Source organism: Dyella jejuensis, assembly GCF_044904675.1.
Lineage (GTDB): Bacteria > Pseudomonadota > Gammaproteobacteria > Xanthomonadales > Rhodanobacteraceae > Dyella_B > Dyella_B jejuensis.
In genome coordinates this window covers 19384-37402 of record NZ_JADIKJ010000020.1, presented here as the reverse complement: position 1 = coordinate 37402, position 18019 = coordinate 19384, and the positions used below count along the sequence as shown (strand labels likewise).

Annotated in this window: 18 protein-coding genes; 5 read left to right on the top strand and 13 right to left on the bottom strand. The window is 65.4% G+C overall.

Annotated features, from left to right (window positions below):
• Entirely contained in the window at positions 1-2091 is a 2091-nt protein-coding gene (locus tag ISP15_RS16575; protein WP_404548885.1) for a transglycosylase SLT domain-containing protein, read from the bottom strand.
• A 165-nt stretch (positions 2092-2256) separates the two neighbouring features.
• Between ISP15_RS16575 and ISP15_RS16570 the strand changes: the two genes are divergently transcribed.
• Entirely contained in the window at positions 2257-3855 is a 1599-nt protein-coding gene (locus tag ISP15_RS16570) for a glycoside hydrolase family 17 protein (protein WP_404548883.1), read from the top strand.
• Here the strand turns inward: ISP15_RS16570 and ISP15_RS16565 are convergent.
• From ISP15_RS16565 to ISP15_RS16545, 5 genes are all read right to left on the bottom strand, one after another.
• Positions 3766-4188 (bottom strand): hypothetical protein, encoded by a 423-nt coding sequence (locus tag ISP15_RS16565; protein WP_404548882.1) that lies wholly within the window; start codon positions 4186-4188, stop codon positions 3766-3768. The two genes, ISP15_RS16570 and ISP15_RS16565, sit on opposite strands and share 90 nt — an antisense overlap.
• A gap of 109 nt (positions 4189-4297) precedes the next feature.
• Positions 4298-5065, bottom strand: a complete 768-nt coding sequence (locus ISP15_RS16560; protein ID WP_404548881.1) for an endonuclease/exonuclease/phosphatase family protein — start codon at positions 5063-5065, stop codon at positions 4298-4300.
• Positions 5066-5120: 55 nt separating this feature from the next.
• Positions 5121-5783 (bottom strand): thiol:disulfide interchange protein DsbA/DsbL, encoded by a 663-nt coding sequence (locus tag ISP15_RS16555; protein WP_404548880.1) that lies wholly within the window; start codon positions 5781-5783, stop codon positions 5121-5123.
• 81 nt (positions 5784-5864) lie between these two features.
• Positions 5865-6746 carry a thiol:disulfide interchange protein DsbA/DsbL gene (locus ISP15_RS16550; protein WP_404548879.1) on the bottom strand — a complete coding sequence of 294 codons (882 nt, stop codon included), beginning with the start codon at positions 6744-6746 and terminating at the stop codon, positions 5865-5867.
• 57 nt (positions 6747-6803) lie between these two features.
• Positions 6804-7610 (bottom strand): c-type cytochrome, encoded by an 807-nt coding sequence (locus ISP15_RS16545; protein ID WP_404548877.1) that lies wholly within the window; start codon positions 7608-7610, stop codon positions 6804-6806.
• A gap of 159 nt (positions 7611-7769) precedes the next feature.
• Between ISP15_RS16545 and yihA the strand changes: the two genes are divergently transcribed.
• On the top strand, positions 7770-8432 hold the full coding sequence (gene yihA, locus ISP15_RS16540; protein WP_404548875.1) for a ribosome biogenesis GTP-binding protein YihA/YsxC: 663 nt from the start codon (positions 7770-7772) through the stop codon (positions 8430-8432).
• Between the two features lie 28 nt (positions 8433-8460).
• Here yihA and ISP15_RS16535 read toward each other — a convergent pair whose 3' ends face one another.
• Complete coding sequence (locus ISP15_RS16535; RefSeq protein WP_404548873.1) at positions 8461-8958, bottom strand: GAF domain-containing protein; 498 nt, start codon at positions 8956-8958, stop codon at positions 8461-8463.
• 77 nt (positions 8959-9035) lie between these two features.
• On the opposite strand from ISP15_RS16535, the gene ISP15_RS16530 reads away from it, so the two are divergent.
• Genes ISP15_RS16530 through ISP15_RS16520 form a run of 3 tightly spaced genes read left to right on the top strand, consistent with a single transcriptional unit; the run spans position 9036 to position 10814 of the window.
• On the top strand, positions 9036-9737 hold the full coding sequence (locus tag ISP15_RS16530) for a TMEM175 family protein (RefSeq protein WP_404548872.1): 702 nt from the start codon (positions 9036-9038) through the stop codon (positions 9735-9737).
• Positions 9734-10411 carry a dethiobiotin synthase gene (bioD, locus tag ISP15_RS16525; RefSeq protein ID WP_404548871.1) on the top strand — a complete coding sequence of 226 codons (678 nt, stop codon included), beginning with the start codon at positions 9734-9736 and terminating at the stop codon, positions 10409-10411. The genes ISP15_RS16530 and bioD overlap by 4 nt, the downstream gene beginning before the upstream one ends.
• A 52-nt stretch (positions 10412-10463) precedes the next feature.
• The gene (locus ISP15_RS16520; RefSeq protein WP_404548870.1) at positions 10464-10814 is read left to right on the top strand and encodes a hypothetical protein; all 351 of its coding nucleotides are present in this window, start codon (positions 10464-10466) and stop codon (positions 10812-10814) included.
• An 18-nt stretch (positions 10815-10832) separates the two neighbouring features.
• On the opposite strand, the gene ISP15_RS16515 is transcribed toward ISP15_RS16520, so the two are convergent.
• The 6 genes from ISP15_RS16515 to ISP15_RS16490 form a co-directional block, all read right to left on the bottom strand.
• Positions 10833-11735 carry a polyprenyl synthetase family protein gene (locus ISP15_RS16515; protein ID WP_404548869.1) on the bottom strand — a complete coding sequence of 301 codons (903 nt, stop codon included), beginning with the start codon at positions 11733-11735 and terminating at the stop codon, positions 10833-10835.
• A gap of 99 nt (positions 11736-11834) precedes the next feature.
• Complete coding sequence (locus ISP15_RS16510) at positions 11835-13490, bottom strand: copper resistance D family protein (RefSeq protein WP_404548868.1); 1656 nt, start codon at positions 13488-13490, stop codon at positions 11835-11837.
• 233 nt (positions 13491-13723) lie between these two features.
• A complete protein-coding gene (locus ISP15_RS16505) occupies positions 13724-14092 on the bottom strand; it encodes a copper resistance CopC family protein (RefSeq protein ID WP_404548867.1) in 369 nt (122 codons plus the stop codon).
• Positions 14093-14140: 48 nt separating this feature from the next.
• Positions 14141-14878, bottom strand: a complete 738-nt coding sequence (locus ISP15_RS16500; protein WP_404548866.1) for a phosphorylase family protein — start codon at positions 14876-14878, stop codon at positions 14141-14143.
• Positions 14875-16842, bottom strand: coding sequence for a squalene--hopene cyclase (gene shc / locus ISP15_RS16495; protein WP_404548865.1), 1968 nt, complete (start codon positions 16840-16842; stop codon positions 14875-14877). Before shc ends, ISP15_RS16500 begins: the two co-directional genes overlap by 4 nt.
• Positions 16839-18008, bottom strand: coding sequence for a phytoene/squalene synthase family protein (locus ISP15_RS16490; protein WP_404548863.1), 1170 nt, complete (start codon positions 18006-18008; stop codon positions 16839-16841). The genes shc and ISP15_RS16490 overlap by 4 nt, the downstream gene beginning before the upstream one ends.
• Between the last annotated feature and the right edge of the window lie 11 nt (positions 18009-18019).

Genomic DNA, 18019 nt, shown 5'->3' with positions numbered 1-18019 from the left:
TCAGTGCGCCTTGTCCATGGCGGATGCGCTGCTTGCGGGTGCTGCCGGCGCCGATGCTGCCGCAGGTACGGAAGCCGATGCCGCGGGTGCGGCTGCCGACGGCGCGGGACAGGTCATGTCCTTGCGTGGATCGTTTGCGTCCGGACGGCTATACGGCTTTCCGATCGGCACCATGCGGGTGGAGATCGGCGCGGCCGCGCCGTGCAGGCGCCAATCATAGATCACGCTGTAGTACATCACACGTGCGACGTATTCACGGGTTTCCTTGAACGGAATGGTCGCCACGAACAGGTCGGGCGGCAGGTTGCCGCGTGCGTCGACCCATTGGTTTACCCTGGCCGCGCCGGCGTTGTAGGCGGCGCTGGCCAGCCATGGCGAGCCGTCGAAGCGCTCGGCCATCTGCGCCAGGTAGCGGGTGCCCAGCTCGATGTTGGTGGCCGGGTCATACAGGCTGTTGCCGCCGTTCCAGGGCAGGCCGTTGTGGCGCGCTACGTCGGCCGCGGTGCTGGGCACCAATTGCATGAGCCCGCGTGCATCGGCGCCCGATTGCGCATCGCTCATCCAGGCGCTTTCCACGCGCAAGATACCGTAGGCCCAGGACGGGTCGATGCCGGCCTGTTCGGCCTGCGGCACCAGGCCGTCCTGGCTGGCGAGCGGAAAGCGCAGGTCGTAGTAGTGCAGGGCCTCGTCATGATTGAACGCGAATATGGCGCGGTCGTACCAGCCGCGCTGGTTGGCGAGGATCACCGCCTGGCGCACGGTCTGTGCATCGGCATTCGCCAGGGCCCGGTTCCATTCACGGCGCGCGGGCTTGGGCATGCCGACGGCGAACAGCTCGAACGCACGCTGCATGCCGGGAATGGCCATGACAGCCTGCTCGCCTTGTGCATGCGCGGACAGTGGCGTGCTGCACAGCGCATAGGGAGCGTGCTGGTGGTCGGCGGCCAAATAGCCGAAGTAGCTGGATAGATCGGCTGCGCTGGCGTAGGCGCGCCGGGCTTGCTGCGCCTGCCCAAGTTGCTCCAGGGCGCGCGCCCGGAAATATTGCCACTCGTCGTCTTGCTGCTGGCTGGCGGGCATCGCATCGATCGCGTCCAGCACGGCTTGCCAATGCTGTCCGGCCAGCGCGACGCGCACGCGCCATTCGCGGCTGACCGGCGTCTGCGCCGAAGGCGGCAGGTTGACCAGCCGCGCCAGGGCGTTGTCGTCGAAATCGGTGGCATGGAAAACCGCCAGGGCGTTGAGCACCCGGTCGCGCTGCTCCGGTGCGAAGTGCAGCCGCGTTTGCAGCGTCTGCCATGCGCTGTCGGCGGTATCCGATTGGCGGCGCGCCAGGCGCACGAGCGCCAGCGTGGCCGCCTGGCGCGCGCGCGGCGTGTCGGGCCATTGCGTGGCCGCTTGCGCGGCGGCGGCGGGATCGTTCATTGCCAGCGCGAGGTTCTGCGCGGCTTGCGCCTCTGCGGGCGGCAGCCACTGGACCATGCTTGCGACGGTATTGCCTTTGCCGGCATCGACAGCCAGGTCGATGCGCGCCCAGATGCGCGCGGATGTCAGCAGGCCCTGCTCGGAGGCCGCCTGCAGCACCGGATCGCACGCCGAGGGCAGCGACGGTTCGGTCCACAGCGTGGCGAGGTCCCGATCGAAATCGAGTGGGGCGTTACCGGCCAGTTTTGCCTGCAGGGCATCGCAGGTCAGTGTGTCGCCCAGGCCGGGTTGATACATCGCGACGAAATCGGTCCAGTCCTGGCGTCGCGCCAGTTCCTGCAGAAAAGTGCGGCGCAGGTCGTCGGCCGGGATCAGGTCGGGATAGCGCCGCAGATAGGACTCCACGGTGGGGCGATCCACCTCTTGGATATCGTGCTGCAACGAAGCCGCTTCGAGATAGGGATACAGCACGTAGTCCTGCAGCCCGCCGACCAGCGCGCGCCAGCGGTCGCCGCCCTGGCTGGCAGCGGCATAGGCCTGTTTGAACGCGGCGCGTTGCGAGGCGAGGGTGGCGTCGTCCGGCTGTGCGACGACCATCCCGGCCAGCATCCAGCAGGCGGCGACGATCAACAGACGGCGGCCAAGGCGCGAGGCGTGCGGTGCCATGGAAACTCCTGCGGGCAATCCGGGCGCAGTGTAACGGATGGCTCAGGAACGCCCTGAACGAGCCGTAAGCTTGGCAGCTGCGACGTCGGGCACGAATGGCGGCTGCCATCGCGGACGGGCTGCTAAGCTTGCGCGCTCCGCTCGCACCCGGCCTACAGGATCCGCATGCCGCCATCGTCCAAAAACGTCGCTCATTACGGATTTGCCTGGGTGGTGCTGGCGGTGGCGACGCTGGCCGGCCTGGCATGGTGGTGGAACCTGGGCAGGCCGGTATCGCTGCCGGATGCGCCGTCCTCGCGCATCGCCTGCGTGTCCTATGCGCCGTTCCGCAAGCCGGGCGAAACACCGTTCGACCTGCACTACCGCATAACGCCCGAGCGGATCGACGAAGACCTGCATGCCTTGTCGCAACGCTTCGATTGCGTGCGCACCTATTCGCAGAGCAACGGGCTCGATGCGGTGCCGGCGATCGCCGCGCGCTATCACATGCAGGTGTTGATGGGCATCTGGCTGGGCGGCGTGGCGAAGGAAAACGAACGCGAGATCGAGCAGGGCATTGCTACCGCGAACGCGAATCCCAAGACGATCCGCGGCATCATCGTCGGCAACGAAGTGCTGTTGCGCGGCGAACTTTCGCCCAGGCGGCTGGCCGAATTCATCCATCGGGTGCGCGTGGCGACGCCGGCCACCATTCCGGTGACTTACGCGGATGTATGGCAGTACTGGGAACGCTATCCGCAGATGGCCAGCTCGGTGGATTTCGTCACCATCCACATCTTGCCGTACTGGGAAAACGAACCGGTGGCGGCGGTGGACGCGGTCAAGCATCTGGAAGCTGTCTACACGCACATGCAGCAGCTGTTTCCAGGCAAGCAATTGATGATCGGCGAAACCGGCTGGCCCAGCGCGGGCAAGCTGCGCCGCTCGGCCGAGCCGAGCCTGGTGGACGAAGCGTTGTATCTGCGCGAGTTCCTGCGCTATGCCAGTACCGTGCACATGCCCTACAACGTGATCGAGACATTCGACCAGCCATGGAAGCGCGTGATGGAAGGCACCGTGGGCGGCTATTGGGGCATTTTCGATTCGCAGGCGCGGCCGAAATTTCCGATGCTCGGTCCGGTTACCGAAGATCCGCAGTGGTGGCTGGGCTGGCTGGCTGGCGTGGCCGGCACGCTGGTGTTTGCGGCAATTGGCGGCTGGCGCAGGCATTGGCATGGCGCGGCCGGATGGCTCGCCCTGCTGCTGGCCGGCTTTGCCGCGGGAACCTCGGCGGCGTGGCAGGTGCGGCAGATGCTGTTTGCCTGCGTGGGATGGCCCGAATGGCTGCTCGCCTCAGTAAACCTGGTGGCGGCCTTGGTGGTGGCATCGGCGCTGGCGCGACGCATCGCGGCGCACCTGGCCGATCATCACGACCATTCCGAACCGGCGCCGTGGTGGCGCTTCGGTTCGTTGTTCGCGCTGGTGCTCTACGATCTTTTACTCGCGTTCAACGGCCGCTATCTCGATTTCCCGATGGGCCTGTTCGCGTTGCCTTGCGTGGCCTACGGCGTGTTCGGCCTGCTCACCCACGAACGGTCCATGCCGTCGTTGGAACAGCGCTTCCTGGCCTGCGTCGGTCCGTTGCTGGCCATCGTGCCGGTGGTGCAGGACGTAGGCATGAACAAAGTTGCGTGGCTATGGCTGGCCATGAACCTGGCGATTGCCTTGCCCGTGTTGTCGGCGTGGCGCTTCCATGCGGTTCGCCTGCAGCCGCAGCAGGCGTAGGCTGCCGATCAGCAGGGACACGGCACCCGCGTCGTAGCAATACATGATCACGGCGAACACGCCGAGCACGGCGGCCAGGCATGCGATTGCGGGCCTTTTCAGGATCAGCGCGAGCACCGTAGCGGCTAGCGCGGCGAAACCGAAGCCGTAGGAATTGAAGCCGATCACGAGCAGTTGGCGAATGCCGCACCATGCGGGACCGCCGGCATCATCGCAGCGATGCGCCAGCGCTGGCGGCTCGATGAAGCCGTAGCGCAGCCATGCGGCCAGCACGCCCACGGCCACGATCAGCAGCCACGGCATGAGAAGGGGAGTCAGTCGTTTGGCGGTCATGGTTGCCGTTGCGGTGGATGGATGGGGTGCGTGCAGCGTAGCCTGCATGGTTGCTGGCACGAAGCGAAGTTCTCGTTCGCATGCAGGTATGCATGCTTGGCGCTTTCCGTCAGTCGGAGGGGCGCAACTGGACTTCCGCGGCCACCGCCAGATGATCGGAGAAGGCTTGCGGCAAAGTCCATACGTTTTCAACGTGGAGCGGCGCGGAAACCAGGATGTGGTCCAGCGCGCGCCGCGGCTTCCAGCTGGGAAAGGTCAGCACCGGCTGGTTCGGCGGCTGCAGGCTGCAATGCGCGAACAGATGGCGCATTTCCGGGCTCTGCGCATCGGTGTTCAGGTCGCCCATCAGCACCGCATGCGGATGGTCCTGCAACACTTCGGCGATGAAGGCCAGTTGCCTGGCGCGGGCCTGTGCGCTCAACGACAAGTGCGCCACCATCACCGCCAGGCCGTTGGCGTCATCGCCGAAGCGCGCCAGCAGCGCGCCCCGGCCGGGAATGCGGCTGGGCAGCGGGTAATCGATCACTGCCTGCGGTTCGAGTCGTGAGATCAATCCGTTGGCGGTATGCGAGAGCTGCGCCACCGGGCGGTTCGGCTGATGGCTCCAATACGGCATGCCGGAGGTTTCGGCGAGATAGCGCGTCTGGTTGAGGAAGCCCGAGCGCAGGCTTCCGGCGTCCGCTTCCTGCAGGCCGATCACATCGAACTGCGGCAGCAGTTCGGCCAGGCGGTCGAGATTGTCCAGCTTGCTGCGTCCCGGCAGCATCGCATTGATGCTGCGCGTGACGTATTGCCGGTACCGCTGCACGCTGGCCCCGGCCAGGATGTTGCAGCTCAGGAGGCGCAGCCGTGGCGGCTTGGCGGGAGCGCGGGTCATCGGTCGAACGTTACATGCTCAGGGTGCCGCCGATGTGAATGGCGGCACCGGCTTGTCATTTGCCTTTTTTCGCGTTCAATTCCTGCTGTACCAGCCACTTGGTGAGCGCGACCAGTTGCGGGAAATCCTTGATGTTGGCGCTGCGATACTTGCCGTCGACCACGATGGTCGGCGTGCCGTCCACGCCCCAGGCCTGGATCAGCGCCAGATCCTTCTTGATCTGCGCATCCACCTCGGGCGAATTGGCGATCTTCATGAACTCGGTGCGATTGGCGCCGTGACTGGCGTAGAAGCTGGCGATTTCGTCCATCGAATTGATCGGGTACTGTTCCTTGAACTTGGCATCGAACAGCGCGTCGTGCGTTTGTTCCACGACGCCCAGCTTCTTGGCGGCGTAGTAGCCGCGCGCAAACGGCACCCAGCTGTCGTTGAACGGCGCCGGCACCAGCTTGAACACGACACCGGGGGGCAGCGATTTGCGCAGGTCGTCGGCGTAGGGCGAGAACTCGGCGCAATGGATGCAGGCATAGGAGAACACCTCCACCACTTCGACCTTGCCGCTGGCGCTGTCGCGCTGGTAGGGCGGCGTCAGCGTGACGTATTGGTCGCCATCGGTGAATGGCGCTGCGGCGGTCGCATCCGGGCTGGCGTTGCAGGCACTGGCGAGCAGCAGGCCGCCGAGCAGGGCAATCAGGCGGAATCGGTCGATCTTGAACATGGTTCTTCCTTCGCGATGGCCGGGCCACCGGACTTGTCGTTAAACCCAGGCGCCCGCCGACCGGGCGCCTGGCATGCAGGCTTACTTGCCGGCGGCTTCCTTGGCGACCAGCCACTTGGTCAGTTCGATGCTCTGCGGATAGCCGCCCGCATCGCTCGGCGAGAAGCGGTACTTGCCGTTGACGATGATGGTCGGCGTGCCTTCCACGCCATATGCCTTCACCATGTCGTCGGCGCGCTTCATCTGGGTATTGATGCTGAAGGAATTGGCGACCGCGACGAATTCCTTGGGATCGACGCCGTACTTGGCGTAGAACTTCGCCACGTCATCCAGCGTGGGCCACGCGGACTGCGGCTTGGGACGGCCGGTGGTGAGATCGTCGGAGGCCAGCTCGCCGGTCTTCCATACCGCGTCGAACATGGCGTCATAGGATTTGTCGGCCACGCCGAGCGCCTTGGCGGCGAAGTACGCGCGCTGGAACAGCGGGAAGTTCTCGTCCGGGCGGAACGAGACGGGCAGGTAGGCCATCACCGCGTTGGACGGCAAGCTCTGCGCCAGCTGGTCGGCGGTGGTGTGGAATGCATTGCAGGCCGGACAGGCGTAGGAGAACGCCTCGGTCACCACGATCTTGTCGGGATTGCCGGTCGGCTGTTGCGGCTCGATGGTGAAGTAATTCTTGCCTTCCACCCACTTGCCGGTATCGACGAAGGGTTCGGCCGGGGCCGAGGGCTTGGCGGCCGCCGTCGTACCCGGCGAGGCGGGCGACGCCGTGGTGCTGGCGGCGGTGGAAGCGGTCGCAGGCGCGGCGGTGCTGGCCGGCGCGGGCTTCGCCGCCGAAGCCGCGGCGGCGGGCGCTGAGGTTTGCGTCGGTGCGGGCTGCGGAGCCGCAGTGTCGGAGCCATTGTGGCTGCAGGCGGCAAGCGCGAACAGCGCCGCACAGAGGAAGGACAAACGCTTCAGCATGGCTAGCCTCGAGATCGGGAAAACGGAATCGGCTTGGACAATGATGGCGGCCGGAAGTTACGGCGATGCGCTCGCGGGAGCACCCTCATTGGCTACGTGCAAGCCTTCGATGTAGCTGGCGATCGCGGCAATGTCTTGCGGATCGAGCTTTTTGGCGATCAACGGCATGATCTGCGCATGCGCGTCGGTGCCCCAGCTGACGCCGTCGTGGAAGTCTTTCAGCTTGGCTTCCACGTACTGCGCGTGCTGGCTGGTGAGTTGCGGATACATCGCGCCCGGGTTGCCGCGGCCGTCGATGCTATGGCACGCCATGCAGGCGGGAATGCCGCGTTCCGGGTCGCCTTCGCGATAAAGCTTCTGGCCCTGTTCGACCAGGGCCTGGTCGGCGACGCCGGGCAGTGATTGCTTGCTGGCGAAATAAGCGCCGATGTCGTGCATGTCCTGATCGGACAGCGGCGTGGCCATGCCCAGCATGATCGCGTTCTGGCGCGCGCCGGATTTGAAATTATGCAGCTGGTGCGCGATGTACAGTTCGTGCTGGCCGGCGAGCTTGGGATATTGCGGGTCGGTGGAATTGCCGTCCATGCCATGGCACGCGCCGCAGGCGGCGGCCTTGCCCTGGCCGGCGGCCGCATCGCCGGGTTTGGCGGCGGCTTCGTTGTCGGGAGCGGGCGTGGGCGTACTGGCAATCGGCGCGCCGTTCGCCGCGGCGGCGGGCTTGGGTGCACTGGAGGCGGTCGTCGCCGCCGGGGCGGCCTGGCCGCCGGTGGTGGTCTGTGCAAGGACGGCGCTGGCGGACAGAGCAAGAACCAGGGCTACTGCATTCACGACAGCGGGCCGAGAACCGGCGAGCCGAAAACTCATACACTTGCCTCCAGGATTTACTGCTATTGGAAGTACGGTGCGCACCCTCCGCGCACCGTGACTGGCAGAACTTGCGGATGCTCCGACCCATTTGCATAAATGCATCAGGGCATCCTTGAAATTATCCCCACGCCATACTAGCCGGTCAAACGACAGCCCATGCCAACCAATCCGCTGCAAGGCGCACAATTCGTGCTCGCCGCCCATCGTGTCAACCAGTTGCCTGCCGACGAGGGCGCCGAGGTTGCGTTCGCTGGCCGCTCCAATGCAGGCAAGTCCAGTGCGTTGAACGCATTGACCGGACACAAGGGACTGGCGCGCACCTCCAAGACGCCGGGACGCACGCAGCAGATGGTGGCCTTTTCCCTGCCGCCGACACGGCGTGGTGAAACGTCGCAGGCGATCGAGACCCGGCTGATCGACCTGCCCGGCTACGGCTACGCCAAGGTGCCGGAAGCCATGCGCGAGCACTGGCGGCACGAGATCGATGCCTACCTGCATGTGCGCCGCAGCTTGCGCGGCCTGGTATTGATCGTCGACATCCGGCATCCGATGAAGGAGTTCGACCGGATGATGCTGGATTTCTGTGTCGCCACCTTGCTGCCGTGCCATGTGCTGCTGACCAAGGCGGACAAGCTCTCGCGCAATCAGGCGGCGCAGGCGCTGGCGGTGCTGCGCAAGCAATTCCACGCAAGCATGCCGGTCAGCATGCAGGTGTTTTCATCGGCGGACGGTACGGGCGTGGACGAGGCGCGCGCGGCGGTCGCGCGCTTGCTGGAAGGCGCATTGCGATCGGATGCGTTTGTCGGCGGGGGCGCTTGATCGGGCGGTCTTTCCCGGATCCCCGTGCTCAGCGCTGCGGGTCGACCGCTTGCATGAATACGGCGCACAACGCTTCCATGCCGGCACGATCTTCCTCATCGAAGCGGCCGACCGACGGGCTGTCGACGTCCCACACTCCCAGCAGGCTGCCATCGGCCTTGACCAGCGGCACCACGATTTCCGACTGCGAGGCGGCATCGCAAGCGATGTGGCCGTCGAAGCTGTTCACATCGCGCACCACCTGGGTCTGCCGTGTTTGTGCCGCCGTACCGCAGACACCTCTGCCGAGTGCGATGCGGATGCATGCCGGCTTGCCCTGGAACGGGCCAACCACCAGTTCCGTGCCGTCGTAAAGATAAAAACCGGCCCAGTTGAAATCGGGCAGGCTGTGGAACACCAGCGCCGCGAAATTGGCTGCGTTGGCGATCAGGCTGGGCTCGCCGGCGAGCATGCCGCGGGCCTGCTGCGCCAGCTCTTCGTACTGCGCGCGCTTGCCAAGCGTGTGGCCGGATTTGATCTCGAACATGGCGAAGGAGCCGATTGCGAAGATGGATGTCCTAAGATGGGACGTCCAACGCCAGGGTACAAGGGGTAAGGCGAGCCATGAGCGAGCATGATGCAGCGCATGTCGGGCGCGTTGAGGCGCATCGATTGGATGGCTTCATCGACGCGGCGTTTGCGTTCGCGGTGAGCGTGATGGCGATTGCCGGCGCGGAAACTCCACATAGCCTGCATGACCTGCTGCGCGCCCTGGATCGCATTCCGGCGTTCGCCTGCAGCTTTGCCACGCTGATGATTTTCTGGCACCGGCACGTGCGCTGGCGCGACCGGTTCCGGCTGCACGATGCGGCCAGCATCACGCTCAGCCTGATGCTGATTTTTTTCGCGCTGATCTTTGTATATCCGCTCAATATGTTGTTCCAGGCGATGTTCGCCTCGTTCTACGGTGCGTTTGCCCATGCGCCACTGCCGGATGCGCCGGACATCGGCAGCATGCATGAACTGAAAGCCCTGTATATCTGCTACGGCCTGGCCTATGCCTGCATGGCCGGTTGCCTGGCATGGCTTTATCGCCACAGCATCCGACGCTCGCGGCTGGCGCGGGTGGAAGGCATCGAGGCGCGCGAGACGTTTTACACCTTGCTGGGCTCGGTGGCGGTGGCCGCGGCCTCGTTGCTTGCCGCATGGCTGATGCCCAGTTCCGGCGCCTGGGACGGTGTGCCGGGTTTCCTATACGTCCTGCTGACGCCGGTCTATTGGCTTGCTGGCCGTTGGTCGCGGCAGGCATTGGCGCGATCGGCATGACCCGCGCACTGTTCATCGCCGGCACCGACACCGGCATCGGCAAGACACATGCGGCGTGCACGCTGATCCACGCACTGCGCGCCACCGGCCGCAGTGTCTGCGGCATGAAGCCCGTCGCCAGCGGTTGCGAGCAAACGGCGCAAGGCTTGCGCAACGACGACGCATTGGCCCTGCTGGCAGCCGGCAGCGAGCCATCGCCGGCTTACGAACAAGTCAATCCGGTCGCCTTGCGCGAACCGCTGTCACCGCACCTGGCCGCGGCGCATGCGGGCGTGACGATTGCCTTGCCGCCGCTGCATACGGCATTTCGTGCTCTGTGCAACAGCTACGACACGGTGGTGGTCGAAGGCGTGGGCGGCTGGCGCGTGCCGCTTGCTGCCGGGTTGTTCGCGTCGGATATCGCCAAGGCGTGGACGCTTCCGGTCGTGCTCGTGGTGGGGTTGCGGCTGGGCTGCCTCAGCCACGCCTTGCTGACCGCCCAAGCCATTGCCGCGGATGGCTGCCGGCTGCTGGGCTGGATCGGCAATCGCGTTGATCCGCAGATGGCTGCGGTCGAGGAAAATATCGACACCCTGCGCACGCTGTTGCCGATACCTTGCCTGGGCATCCTGCCGTATGGCGTGTCGCCCGAAAACGCGGCACGGCTGCTGGACGGTGTGGCGCTGGATGTTTGAAGGGAGGGCCGGGCACGGCCTTTTACGCACAGGGTCAACGAAGGGAGCAGCCATGACCAATCGAAGCCACTATTACTTGCAGGTCAAAGACCTCTTGCACGCGCGTGGCGCGCAATCGGCATTGAGCTATGACGGAGCCGGCCCCAACGATTTTGCGGCAGCGTTGCAGGAGGCCTTGCGCAGTCCGCTGCTGTTCCAGCGCTGGCGTGCGATGCAGCCGGACCCCGATGAAGTGGATGAGCGCCTTGGCGTGACCGATCAGCGCGCCAGTGTCAGCGCAAAGCCGGTGGACCTGCACACCGAGGTGGAGGTGATCACCGACCTTCCGATGGGCATCCTGCGCCAACGCCTGAACTGGCTGATCGGCGCGGGCTGGCAGTTGCATGACGTGCGTCCGGGCTGACGCCATGTACGTCTTCGTTCAATGGTCGCGTTGCTGGATGTGATCGGCAAGCCACAGCAACGCGGCCGCGTTGCCCGGGATGCTGCGCGCCACCTCGCGCGCTTCATCGAATAATGCGTCGGCGCGTTGCCTGGCCTGGTCCAGGCCAAGCAGCGAGGGAAAGGTGGATTTGTGCTGCGCCTGGTCCTTGCCGGCGGTCTTGCCCAGCGTGGCCGTGTCGGCGACCTGGTCGAGTACGTCGTCCTGGATCTGGAAGGCCAGGCCGATGCATTTGCCGTAGCGTTCGAGTGCATGGCCCACCGCGTCCGGCGCACGCGCCGCGATGCCGGCGAGCTGGCAGGTGACAAGAATCAGTGCGCCGGTCTTGCGGCCGTGCAGCGATTCGAGTTGCGCCACGCTCAGGGTGAGGTTTTCCGAGGCCATGTCCACCGCCTGCCCGCCGACCATGCCGAGCGAACCGGAAGCGTGTGCCAGCGAGCGGATCATGCGCACTTTCTGTTCCGCATCGAGCGCGCCGGCATTGGCCAGCACTTCGAACGCAAACGTCTGCAGTGCATCGCCCACCAGGATCGCGGTAGCCTCGTCGTAGGCCTTGTGCACGGTCGGGCGACCGCGGCGCAGGTCGTCGTTGTCCATGCCGGGCAGGTCGTCATGCACCAGCGAATAGGCGTGGATCAGTTCGACCGCGCAGGCTGCCGGATCGAGCAGTTCGGGCGCGACGCCGAGTGTCTCGCCGGCGGCGTACACCATCAGCGCGCGCAGGTGCTTGCCACCTTCGCAGGCGTAGCGAATGGCCTGGTGGAGGCGCGCGGGATCGGCGCCAGCAGGGGGAAGAAGCGCGTCCGTGGTGCGTTCCAGGCGATGCAGGTACGCCGGCACGCGGGCGTGGAACGCGGAAACCTCTGGGGAAATCAGGCTCATGTGGAATCCGGGCAGGGAGCGGGGCGACGGGTTGGTTCGCCCGACCAAGCAGGTGGGACAAGCGCTAACTTTAACATTGCGGGCCGGATCAACAGGCGCTCAGGCTTCGCGATACCAGAGCAGGATCACACCTGCCAGCATGAAACAGGCCGGCCACACCCAGCCGGCGATCCGACCGCCACGGCCGGGCAACCGCAATTCCAGCCAGCGCGCCCAGCCGGCGGCAACGCCGGCCAGCGCCAGCGGCGTATGGGTAAGCTCGATCAGCAGCTGGTCTTTCACGTTGGAAATCTGGTGGTTGTGCGTTAGCAGCATCGCGCCGCCGACCGCCACCAGCAGCGGAAAGACCAGCGCCGCTTTGGGGCTGCGCAAGCGTCCCGTGCGCACCGACCATTCGAACACGCCGAACAGGATGATCAACGCCACGAAGAAGCGATGCTGGGCCACTTCCACGTCGCGCCAGGCGGCCCAGAACCCTTCCTGGCCCAGCGGCCACACTTCCGGATCGGAGCGCACCAGCAGGAAGCCGGCCATCAGCAGAAACAACAGCGGCCAATGCTTGAGCCATCCCACGCCTGCGCGATTGAGCAGTGCGAGGAAGCCGATCAGCCATACGAAGATGCCGGCCCAATGATGGTTGTATTCGGACCAGGCGATGTCCTGCGCATTGCGTGGCGGCAAAATGCCGGAGCCGGGCACGTTGGCTTGCGCGGCAACCTGTCCGCGTTGCGCGGCATCGCGGTCCAGCTGCGCCTGCATTTGTGAGATCGCCAGTTGATCGTGATCGGGCGAGGTGAGCCGCGGCCATGCCGGCGCATTACGCACGGCGATCTCGTGCAGGGTGACGCGATCGGTGGTGAGATCCACGGCGGGCGGCACCGAGGTCAACGAGGCCGCGGCAAAAAAGATGGTGAAGCCGATGCCGATTTCCACTTCCGCAAAACGGCGCAAGCGGAGCACCGAAGTATCCCGGTTCTTGCGCAACCGTTCGGTTACCAGCAGATTGCCGGCACCCAGCGCGAGCAGCGCCACGAACATCACGATCTTCGCGCCCACCATCACGCCGTAGGCGGTGCCGTAGAAACCCTGCACGCTGCCGATGTAGAACACAGTCATGACGGCGCCGGAAACCACGATGCTGGCGACGCCGATCATCGACATGCGCGAGAAGCGCGCGCCGACCATGCGCCAGCCGTTTGCGTCATGCAGCCGGCTCAGCACCAGCACGAAGCACGGGATCGCGCCGATCCAGATGGCCGCGCCGAATTGGTGCAGGCCTTCGACGAACAGCAGCAGCGCGTTGTTATCCAGCCGCGCATAGGCGTGCGTGGTGAAGGTGGCGGCGATCAACTCCGCCGCGCCGAGCAGCAACGGCAGCACGGCGGATAACGGAGTGGCGGCAATGCGCCGGCCCAGGCAGGGAATCAGCAGCATTGCGCAAAGGACCTTCACGCTGCCGGCCAGGGCGAACGGTGCATGCATGACATCGGAAAAACCAAGGTCCACCGTGGACATCACCACCGATATCTGCAGTCCGACGCCTGCCAGTTCCGCCACGATCAGGCCGATCGCGCTGTAGATGATCAAGCGTGTCACCCGCTGTTGCAGCTGCGCGCCTTCGGTAAGCAGATGCGCGAACGGGCGCAGCAGGAACACCAGAAACAAAATGCCACCCAGCGTCATCGACTGCGCGACGATGGTAAGGCCGTGCAGGATGATGCTCAGGTAGCCGAAGATATCGACGAGAAGTTCCACGGGAATCGCTCAGGAAAGAAACCGGTCCTTGGTCAGCGTCCAAACGCGGCGGCGCGGGTCATTTGCTCTCGCCGTGGTTGCGGAAAGACGCAGCGGGCGCATCGCCATCAACGCGGTGCGACGCGCTCCGTTTCGCTCCTGGACGCCGGAACGCGACAGGCCGCGCTCGCTGGCCCTGACGCCATGAAGGGATTATTAAAGGGATTATTGAATGTGCTTGGGTTGATCGGCGCTTATTGCCTGGCCAACACAGTAAACGGCACGTCGCCGCGAGTGATATGGCCGTCCAGCGCCAGCGCCTGCCAGCGCACGGTATACGAGCCCGGCGCCAGGTCGGCGCTGGTATCCAGTTCATTGGCTTTGCTGCCGACGCGGATCGGCAGCACCGTTTCGCTGTGATCGGGCTTGACCAGAACCAGGCGCGAACGGTGCTGGTCGATCTTGCTGTTGTACTTGAAGATCAACTGCTGATGGCCCGCGCTCAGTGTGCCGTTCGGCGCAGGCGTGCTGTCGACGAGAATGGCGTGGGCGGAGGCGACCATGCTGGCGCAAGCGCAGGCCATGGCGATCAGCAGGGTTCCGACACGATGACGCAGGAGCATGGGGTAGTTCTCCATGGGCATGGCCGCGGCTGCGGCACTTCGAAAACGTTATCGGCGCCAGCCCAGCGTTGGCCCCGTCGCTTTGGCGGCGGCGCGCAACGCCTGCGTGGCGCGTTGCATGCGTGAGTATAGTCGCGGCAGGCGGGCCAGTAGCGATGGATGCCGGCACAATGCGGCGACAACGGCGGCCATGCGTGGCCGGCCCCAGGCATCCACGCTGCCGTTCAACGCCTCGGGAATCCGATCATCGATTTCATCCACGATGGCGCGCAATACGACCAGTGGCAAGCCACGCTCATGCGCGACGGCGGCGACGGCGGCGCTTTCCATGTCGACGGCAAGCGCGCCATGGCGATCATGCGCGGCCGCTTTGGCGGCGGCGCTGAGCAAGGGCGCGTCCACACTGAGCAGGCTGCCGCAGGCATGCAGCGGCATGCTTGGCACGGCCAGTTGTCGTTGCAGCCTGCCGCGCCATGCGGCGTCCGTGGCGTAGGCATGGCCGCGATCGTCGAGCACGCGCTCGGGGCAAACCAACGCGCCATTGTGCAGGCTCGCATGCAATGCCCCGGCGACGCCGAATACCGCCAGCGCGGTGGCGCCCGCATCGGCCAGCTTATGCGCCGCGACATGGGCTGCGGCCGGACCCATGCCGCTGAGGCACAGTGCCGCGCCCTCGGCGAGCGGAGTGATGCATTCGGGCTGGCTGTTGGCGGCGGTAAGCGCGCCGGCTTCCGATGCCAGCGCCACGACGATGCCGGTCGCGTGGATGGCAGTGCGCGTGCTCAAGCCTTGGCCGATTGCGACAAGTGCCGGTAACGGGCCAGCGCCCACAGCGGAAAGTACGCGGTATAGCCGTGATACTTGAGGTAATACACGCGCGGGAACCCGGGCGCATTGTGCGAGGGATGGAACCACAAGCCCTCGGCCTGCTGATGGGTCATCAGGAAGGCGATGCCGCGCTTCACCGAATCGGACTGCACCTCACCCATCGCCAGTTGGGCCAGCACCGCCCAGGCGGTGGATTGTGGCGTGCTGAGGTTGTGGTTGCTGCCGCGCAGGGCCGGATCGATGTAGCTGTCGTTGGTCTCGCCCCAGCCGCCGTCGGCGTGCTGGCGCGAGCGCAGCCAGTCGATCGCCTTGCGGATATAGGGCTGGCGAGGGTCCTCGCCGGCCAGCGCCAGGCCGCCGAGCACGCTCCAGGTGCCGTAGATGTAGTTGCTGCCCCAGCGTCCCCACCAGCTGCCGTCCTCCAACTGCGTGGAACGCAGGTAGGCGATGCAGCGGCGCAGGCTTTCGGCGTCCTGCGGACGTGCCAGCACACCCAGGCAGGCGGCGACGCGGCCGGAGACATCCTCGGTTGGCGGATCGAGCAGCGCACCGTGGTCGGCGAACGGAATCGCGTTGAGGTGGTAATGCGTGTTGTCGGCATCGAACGCGGCAAAGCCGCCGTTCTTCGATTGCAGCGCGATCATCCAGTCGGCGGCGCGATCGATGTTGAGGCGATGGCGGCCGGATTCGCCGCGACGACGATCCTGGATTTGCAACAGCGCGGCGACCACGGCCGTGTCGTCGATATCGGGGTAATAGGCATTGTTGTACTGGAAGGCCCAGCCACCCGGCGCCGCGTGCGGCGCCTGCGCCGCCCAGTCGCCCTTCAGTTCCAGTTCCTGCTTGGAGACCAGCCAGTCGGTGGACCGGGCAATGGCTTCCGCGGTGGCCGCGTCGTCGCCGGCGTGCATCAGCGTGAAGGCGCTCCAGACGGTATCCCAGATCGGCGACACGCAGGGCTGGCAATAGGCCGAGCCGTCGTTGCGATATACCACCAGCTTCTGGATCGAGCGCAGGCAGGTCTGGCGGGCCGGATGATCCTTGGGATAGCCGAGCAGCGCCATCGCCTCGTAGCTGTTGACCATCGGCGGGAAGATTGCGCCGATGCCGTCTTCGCCATTCAAGCGCGGCAGGAACCACGCTTCGGCCTGCTTGATCGCATGCTGCCGCACGCGCCGGGGAATGAAGTGGTCGACGAAGCGGCCGATCTTGTCCAGGACCAGGAAGGCGCGATTGAGCAGGTCGCCGCGGATGAAGTAGTGGCGTTCCTGCTCCGGCGGCGTGACGAACAGCTCGCGGATGTGCACCTTGCGCGGATTGGCGGCCTTGGCCCTGAGCGAACACAGGATGGTCAGCGGCACCAGCGTGGTGCGCGCCCAGTACGACATCTTTTCGATGTGGAACGGGAACCAGCGCGGCAACAGCATGATTTCGACCGGCACGTAGGGCGTGGCACGCCAGGGCACCTGTTCGAACAAGGCCAGCAGGATGCGCGTGAACACGTTGGCCTTCGCCGCGCCGCCGAGCGCGAGGATGGCCTCGCGCGCCAGGCGCATGTGCTCGGCCGCGGGATCGTCGCCCGCGGCCTTGAGTGCGTAATACGCTTTCACCGTGCAGGAAAGATCGATCGCGCCGCCGTGATATTGCGGCCAGCCGCCGTGCGTATCCTTGACCTGGATGGCGCGCAGGTAGCGTGCCATTTTTTCCTGCAGCACATCGTCGATCTCATCCATGTAATGCATCATCAGGATGTATTCGGCGGTGATCGTGCAGTCGGACTCCAGTTCGAAACACCAGTGACCATCGCCTTGCTGGCGCGCCAGCAAGGCGGCGCGGCCGCGCTCGATGGCGTCATCCAGCGCGCTGCTTGCGGAGGCCTGCAACGGGTCGGCGGTGGCGGTGTTGGAAGCGGATGGGTTCATCGGTGCCGTACTTCCTGTACGTCGGCAGTTTCGCGCCATGCGACATCGGTGATGTGCGGGATGGAACGCTTGGGCCAGGTGCGGGCCGGCGTGGCCGGTTCGCTCCATTCGGCGGTCAGCGGGGTCAACGGCAGGCCGCGCGCGGTCATCGCGAACAGCCAGCGCAAGCCCATATTGGATTTGCCAAGCAGCCGGGTCAGCAGGATCGTGCGCGCGACGGCATTGCGCGAAATCTTGATCTGCGTGCCGGCGGAGAAATCCAGGTTCTGGTGCAGGTTGCGCAAGGTCAGCAACGCCATGCCGATCGCCCACAGGCAGAAACGGCGGATGCCGGTGTGCCTGACCGGAATCAGCAGGGTGTAGTCGAGTGCCTGGCGCAGATGCGCATGCGTGATGCCGACCAGCTCGGACATGGTGGCCGCGTAGCCGGCATTCTGCCGGCCCGATTGCAGGCTGGACAATTTCACGCCCTGGCGCGCAAACATATCCTGCGGCAGCCAGCAGGCGCCGCGTGCGCGGTCTTCCCACTGGTCCTTGAGGATGTTCGTCATCTGCAGGCCCTGGCCGAACGACACGGCCAGCCGCAGCATGGTGTTGCGGTGCGGCGCCAGCTCCGGTTCGAAATCGACGAACAGCTCGGTGAGCATTTCGCCCACCACGCCGGCCACGCAGTAGCAATAGCGATCCAGGTCCTGCAGCGTGGGCAGGCCATGCAAGCCGGCCTTGCGCTGGAACTCGTGCATGCCGTGCGACATGATCTGCAGGCATTTCACGATCGATGCCTGCTGCGGAAAGCTAAGGCTGCGCGTCACCTGCAACACCAGCGGCAAGCGGCGCATCAGGTCGCGCTCGGCCTCCAGTGTTTCGTTGGAAAGCAGGGGCGCCACTTCGTCGGCAACCTCCTGCGGATCGGCATCGCCGGTGACCGCATCGACGAAAGCGTTCTCGAAGGCGCGCTTTTGTTCGGCCGACAGGGCCGGCTCGTCTTCGATGGTGTCTGCGATGCGGCAGAGCAGGTAAGCATTCGCAACCGCTCGGCGCAGCTCCGGAGGAAGCTGCGGGATGGTCAGCGCAAAGGTCCGGGACACCTTGGGCAGGATCGCATCCTGGTAGGTGTTGGCCTCGGCGTTTCCGGGACTGGCGGTGGCATTTTGGAATTCGATCATTGGCATGCCTC

Excerpts from the sequence above, each read along its gene's own strand:
- ISP15_RS16515 (WP_404548869.1), bottom strand. The coding sequence starts at position 11,735 with ATGAGCCTGATTTCCCCAGAGGTTTCCGCGTTCCACGCCCGCGTGCCG.
- ISP15_RS16520 (WP_404548870.1), top strand. The coding sequence starts at position 10,464 with ATGACCAATCGAAGCCACTATTACTTGCAGGTCAAAGACCTCTTGCAC.
- ISP15_RS16545 (WP_404548877.1), bottom strand. The coding sequence starts at position 7,610 with ATGAGTTTTCGGCTCGCCGGTTCTCGGCCCGCTGTCGTGAATGCAGTA.
- ISP15_RS16490 (WP_404548863.1), bottom strand. The coding sequence starts at position 18,008 with ATGATCGAATTCCAAAATGCCACCGCCAGTCCCGGAAACGCCGAGGCC.
- bioD (WP_404548871.1), top strand. The coding sequence starts at position 9,734 with ATGACCCGCGCACTGTTCATCGCCGGCACCGACACCGGCATCGGCAAG.
- shc (WP_404548865.1), bottom strand. The coding sequence starts at position 16,842 with ATGAACCCATCCGCTTCCAACACCGCCACCGCCGACCCGTTGCAGGCC.
- ISP15_RS16550 (WP_404548879.1), bottom strand. The coding sequence starts at position 6,746 with ATGCTGAAGCGTTTGTCCTTCCTCTGTGCGGCGCTGTTCGCGCTTGCC.
- ISP15_RS16555 (WP_404548880.1), bottom strand. The coding sequence starts at position 5,783 with ATGTTCAAGATCGACCGATTCCGCCTGATTGCCCTGCTCGGCGGCCTG.
- ISP15_RS16535 (WP_404548873.1), bottom strand. The coding sequence starts at position 8,958 with ATGTTCGAGATCAAATCCGGCCACACGCTTGGCAAGCGCGCGCAGTAC.
- ISP15_RS16575 (WP_404548885.1), bottom strand. The coding sequence starts at position 2,091 with ATGGCACCGCACGCCTCGCGCCTTGGCCGCCGTCTGTTGATCGTCGCC.
- ISP15_RS16530 (WP_404548872.1), top strand. The coding sequence starts at position 9,036 with ATGAGCGAGCATGATGCAGCGCATGTCGGGCGCGTTGAGGCGCATCGA.
- yihA (WP_404548875.1), top strand. The coding sequence starts at position 7,770 with ATGCCAACCAATCCGCTGCAAGGCGCACAATTCGTGCTCGCCGCCCAT.
- ISP15_RS16560 (WP_404548881.1), bottom strand. The coding sequence starts at position 5,065 with ATGACCCGCGCTCCCGCCAAGCCGCCACGGCTGCGCCTCCTGAGCTGC.
- ISP15_RS16565 (WP_404548882.1), bottom strand. The coding sequence starts at position 4,188 with ATGACCGCCAAACGACTGACTCCCCTTCTCATGCCGTGGCTGCTGATC.
- ISP15_RS16505 (WP_404548867.1), bottom strand. The coding sequence starts at position 14,092 with ATGCTCCTGCGTCATCGTGTCGGAACCCTGCTGATCGCCATGGCCTGC.
- ISP15_RS16570 (WP_404548883.1), top strand. The coding sequence starts at position 2,257 with ATGCCGCCATCGTCCAAAAACGTCGCTCATTACGGATTTGCCTGGGTG.